This is a genomic window from Streptomyces sp. NPDC054863 (assembly GCF_053610825.1).
On record NZ_JBSGZD010000300.1, the window covers coordinates 5,536 to 9,707 of the forward strand.

The 4,172-nt window shown below is 67.5% G+C and carries 6 protein-coding genes; all 6 read left to right on the plus strand.

What is annotated here, in order from left to right; translation table 11 throughout:
* A partial coding sequence (gene sufD / locus ACWGIG_RS32890) for a Fe-S cluster assembly protein SufD (RefSeq protein ID WP_453325351.1) occupies window positions 1-944 on the plus strand: 944 nt, incomplete at its 5' end.
* Window positions 944-1,261 (plus strand): non-heme iron oxygenase ferredoxin subunit, encoded by a 318-nt coding sequence (locus ACWGIG_RS32895; protein ID WP_266655245.1) that lies wholly within the window; start codon window positions 944-946, stop codon window positions 1,259-1,261. The genes sufD and ACWGIG_RS32895, both read left to right, overlap by 1 nt.
* A gap of 7 nt (window positions 1,262-1,268) precedes the next feature.
* Complete coding sequence (gene sufC / locus ACWGIG_RS32900) at window positions 1,269-2,033, plus strand: Fe-S cluster assembly ATPase SufC (RefSeq protein WP_398416035.1); 765 nt, start codon at window positions 1,269-1,271, stop codon at window positions 2,031-2,033.
* Window positions 2,030-3,286, plus strand: a complete 1,257-nt coding sequence (locus tag ACWGIG_RS32905; RefSeq protein ID WP_453325352.1) for a cysteine desulfurase — start codon at window positions 2,030-2,032, stop codon at window positions 3,284-3,286. The genes sufC and ACWGIG_RS32905 overlap by 4 nt, the downstream gene beginning before the upstream one ends.
* A 15-nt stretch (window positions 3,287-3,301) precedes the next feature.
* Entirely contained in the window at window positions 3,302-3,766 is a 465-nt protein-coding gene (gene sufU / locus ACWGIG_RS32910) for a Fe-S cluster assembly sulfur transfer protein SufU (protein ID WP_453325353.1), read from the plus strand.
* Window positions 3,763-4,101, plus strand: a complete 339-nt coding sequence (locus ACWGIG_RS32915; RefSeq protein ID WP_398416042.1) for a metal-sulfur cluster assembly factor — start codon at window positions 3,763-3,765, stop codon at window positions 4,099-4,101. The genes sufU and ACWGIG_RS32915 overlap by 4 nt, the downstream gene beginning before the upstream one ends.
* The last annotated feature ends 71 nt before the right edge of the window (window positions 4,102-4,172 follow it).

The window sequence follows — 4,172 nt, forward strand, 5'->3', positions numbered from 1 at the left end:
CCGAGGGCGTCGTCGTGGAGACGGTCGACCGCGGCGACGCCCGCCTCGGCAGGGCCGGCACCCCGGTGGACCGGGTGGCCGCCCAGGCGTACAGCTCCTTCGAGAAGGCCTCGGTCGTCTCGGTGCCCAAGGAGACCATGCTCACCGAGCCGATCCGCATCGCGGTGCACGGCGAGGGCGGCACCGCCTACGGCCACCAGGTCGTCGAGCTCGGCGCGTTCGCCGAGGCCGTCGTGGTCATCGACCACACCGGTGACGGCGTCCTCGCCGCCAACGTCGACTACGTCCTCGGCGACGGCGCCAAGCTGACCGTGGTGTCCGTGCAGGACTGGGACGACAAGGCCGTCCACGTGGCGCAGCACAACGCGCTCGTGGGACGCGACGCCTCCTTCAAGTCCGTCGTCGTCACCTTCGGCGGCGACCTGGTCCGCCTGCACCCGCGCGTCTCGTACGCCGGGACCGGTGGCGAGGCCGAGCTCTTCGGCCTGTACTTCACGGACAAGGGCCAGCACCAGGAGCACCGCCTCCTGGTCGACCACAACCGCCCGCACTGCAAGTCCAACGTGGCCTACAAGGGCGCGCTGCAGGGCCAGGACGCGCACGCGGTGTGGATCGGCGACGTGCTCATCCAGGCCGCCGCCGAAGGCACCGACTCGTACGAGATGAACCGCAACCTGGTGCTGACCGACGGCGCGCGCGTCGACTCGGTCCCCAACCTGGAGATCGAGACCGGCGAGATCGCCGGAGCGGGCCACGCCTCGGCGACCGGCCGCTTCGACGACGAGCAGCTCTTCTACCTCCAGTCGCGCGGCATCCCCGAGGACGAGGCCCGCCGCCTGGTCGTCCGCGGCTTCTTCGCCGAGCTGGTCCAGCAGATCGGCGTCGACGACGTCGAGGAGCGCCTGATCGCGAAGATCGATGCGGAGCTGGAGGCGTCCGTCTGATGGCGTTCGTGAAGGTGGCAGCGCTGAGCGAGCTGGAGGCCGACACCCCCAAGCGGGTGGAGGTCGACGGCACGCCGGTGTCGCTCGTCCACACCGAGGGCGAAGTCTTCGCGATCAACGACATCTGCTCGCACGCGAACGTCTCGCTGTCGGAGGGCGAGGTGGAGGACTGCGCCATCGAATGCTGGCTGCACGGTTCCAGTTTCGACCTCCGTACCGGCAAGCCGTCCGGTCTTCCCGCGACGCGCCCCGTCCCCGTTTACCCCGTAAAGATCGAAGGGGACGATGTGCTCGTCTCCGTCACCCAGGAGTCCTGAGTACCCCATGGCAACGCTTGAAATCCGCGACCTGCACGTCTCCGTCGATGTCGAGAACGGCACGAAGGAGATCCTCAAGGGCGTCGACCTGACCGTGAAGCAGGGCGAGACCCACGCCATCATGGGCCCCAACGGCTCCGGCAAGTCCACCCTCGCGTACTCGATCGCGGGTCACCCCAAGTACACGATCACCAGCGGCACCGTCACCCTCGACGGCGAGGACGTCCTGGAGATGTCCGTCGACGAGCGCGCCCGCGCCGGCATGTTCCTGGCCATGCAGTACCCGGTCGAGGTCCCCGGCGTCTCGGTGTCCAACTTCCTGCGTACGTCGGCCACCGCCCTGCGCGGCGAGGCCCCCAAGCTGCGCACCTGGGTGAAGGAGGTCAAGTCCGCGATGGAGCAGCTCCAGATGGACCCGACCTTCGCCGAGCGCAACGTCAACGAGGGCTTCTCCGGTGGTGAGAAGAAGCGTCACGAGATCCTCCAGATGGAGCTCATGAAGCCGAAGATCGCCATCCTCGACGAGACCGACTCCGGTCTGGACGTCGACGCCCTGCGTCAGGTGTCCGACGGCGTCAACCGCGTCCGCGAGACCGGTGAGGTCGGCACCCTGCTGATCACGCACTACACGCGCATCCTGCGCTACATCAAGCCGGACTTCGTGCACGTCTTCTCGGCGGGCAAGATCGTCGAGTCCGGTGGTCCCGAGCTGGCCGACCAGCTTGAGGCCGAGGGCTACGAGAAGTACACGAAGGGTGGCGCAACCGCGTGACACAGCTGCCGGGCCTCCTCGACACCGACGCGATCCGCAAGGACTTCCCCCTGCTGGACCGCATCGTCCACGGGGACAAGAAGATCGTTTACCTGGACTCCGCGGCGACCTCGCAGAAGCCGCGCCAGGTTCTCGACGCGCTCAACGAGTACTACGAGCGGCACAACGCGAACGTGCACCGCGGTGTGTACACGGTCGCCGAGGAGGCCACGGCGCTGTACGAGGGCGCCCGCGACAAGGTCGCCGCCTTCATCAACGCGCCGAGCCGCGACGAGGTCATCTTCACGAAGAACGCCTCCGAGTCGCTCAACCTCGTGGCCAACATGCTCGGCTGGGCCGACGAGCCCTACCGGGTCGACCGCGACACCGAGATCGTCATCACGGAGATGGAGCACCACTCCAACATCGTGCCGTGGCAGCTGCTCTCGCAGCGCACGGGCGCGAAGCTGAAGTGGTTCGGCCTCACCGACGACGGCCGCCTCGACCTGTCCAACATCGACGAGATCATCACCGAGAAGACGAAGATCGTCTCCTTCACGCTGGTCTCCAACCTGCTGGGCACCGTCAACCCGGTCGAGACGATCGTCCGCCGCGCGCAGCAGGTCGGCGCGATGGTCTGCATCGACGCCTCGCAGGCCGCGCCGCACATGGTGCTCGACGTGCAGGCGCTGCAGGCCGACTTCGTGGCCTTCACCGGTCACAAGATGGTCGGCCCGACGGGCATCGGCGTCCTCTGGGGCCGCCAGGAGCTGCTCGAAGACCTGCCGCCGTTCCTCGGTGGCGGCGAGATGATCGAGACCGTGTCGATGCACTCCTCGACGTACGCCCCGGCGCCGCACAAGTTCGAGGCGGGTACGCCCCCGATCGCGCAGGCCGTCGGCCTCGGCGCGGCAGTGGACTACCTCTCGGCGATCGGCATGGAGAACATCGCGCGCCACGAGCACGCGATCACCGAGTACGCGGTCAAGCGGCTGCTCGAAGTGCCGGACCTCCGCATCATCGGCCCGGCCACGGCCGAGGACCGCGGTGCGGCGATCTCCTTCACGCTCGGCGACATCCACCCGCACGACGTGGGCCAGGTCCTCGACGAGGAGGGCATCGCGGTACGGGTCGGACACCACTGCGCGCGTCCGGTCTGCCTGCGGTACGGAATTCCCGCGACCACGCGAGCGTCGTTCTATCTGTACTCCACGCCCGGCGAGGTCGATGCCCTGGTCGACGGCCTGGAGCACGTACGGAACTTCTTCGGGTAGGGCGGGGAGCACACAGTGAAGCTTGATTCGATGTACCAGGAAGTCATCCTGGACCACTACAAGCACCCGCACGGGCGTGGCCTGCGCGACGGCGACGCCGAGGTGCACCATGTCAATCCCACCTGCGGCGACGAGATCACGCTGCGGGTGAAGTACGACGGCGAGCGCATCGAGGACGTCTCCTACGAGGGGCAGGGCTGTTCCATCAGCCAGGCCAGTGCCTCCGTGCTCAACGAGCTCCTCGTCGGCAAGGACCTCAGCCAGGCGCGGAAGATCCAGGAGACGTTCCTGGAGCTGATGCAGTCGAAGGGCGCCGTGACGCCGGACGACGCGATGGAGGACATCCTGGAGGACGCGGTCGCGTTCGCCGGGGTGTCGAAGTTCCCGGCCCGGGTGAAGTGCGCCCTGCTCAGCTGGATGGCATGGAAGGACGCGACCGCCCAGGCCCTGGGCGAGAGTGCGAAGAAGGAGACGGCATGAGTGACAACGAGACCATGACCACCAAGCCGGCCTCCGAAGAAGAGGTCCGCGAAGCCCTGTACGACGTGGTCGACCCCGAGCTGGGCATCGACGTCGTCAACCTGGGCCTCATCTACGGCGTCCACGTCGACGACTCCAACATCGCGACCATCGACATGACGCTCACGTCCGCGGCCTGCCCGCTGACCGACGTCATCGAGGACCAGGCCAAGTCGGCCACCGAGGGCATCGTCAACGAGCTCAAGATCAACTGGGTCTGGATGCCGCCGTGGGGCCCGGACAAGATCACGGACGACGGCCGCGAGCAGTTGCGCGCGCTCGGCTTCAACGTCTGAGTCCTTCAACGTCCGAGGCCTGCGACGCCTGATCCCCGCGACGCATGATCCTTGCGTGTCGTACGTACGGC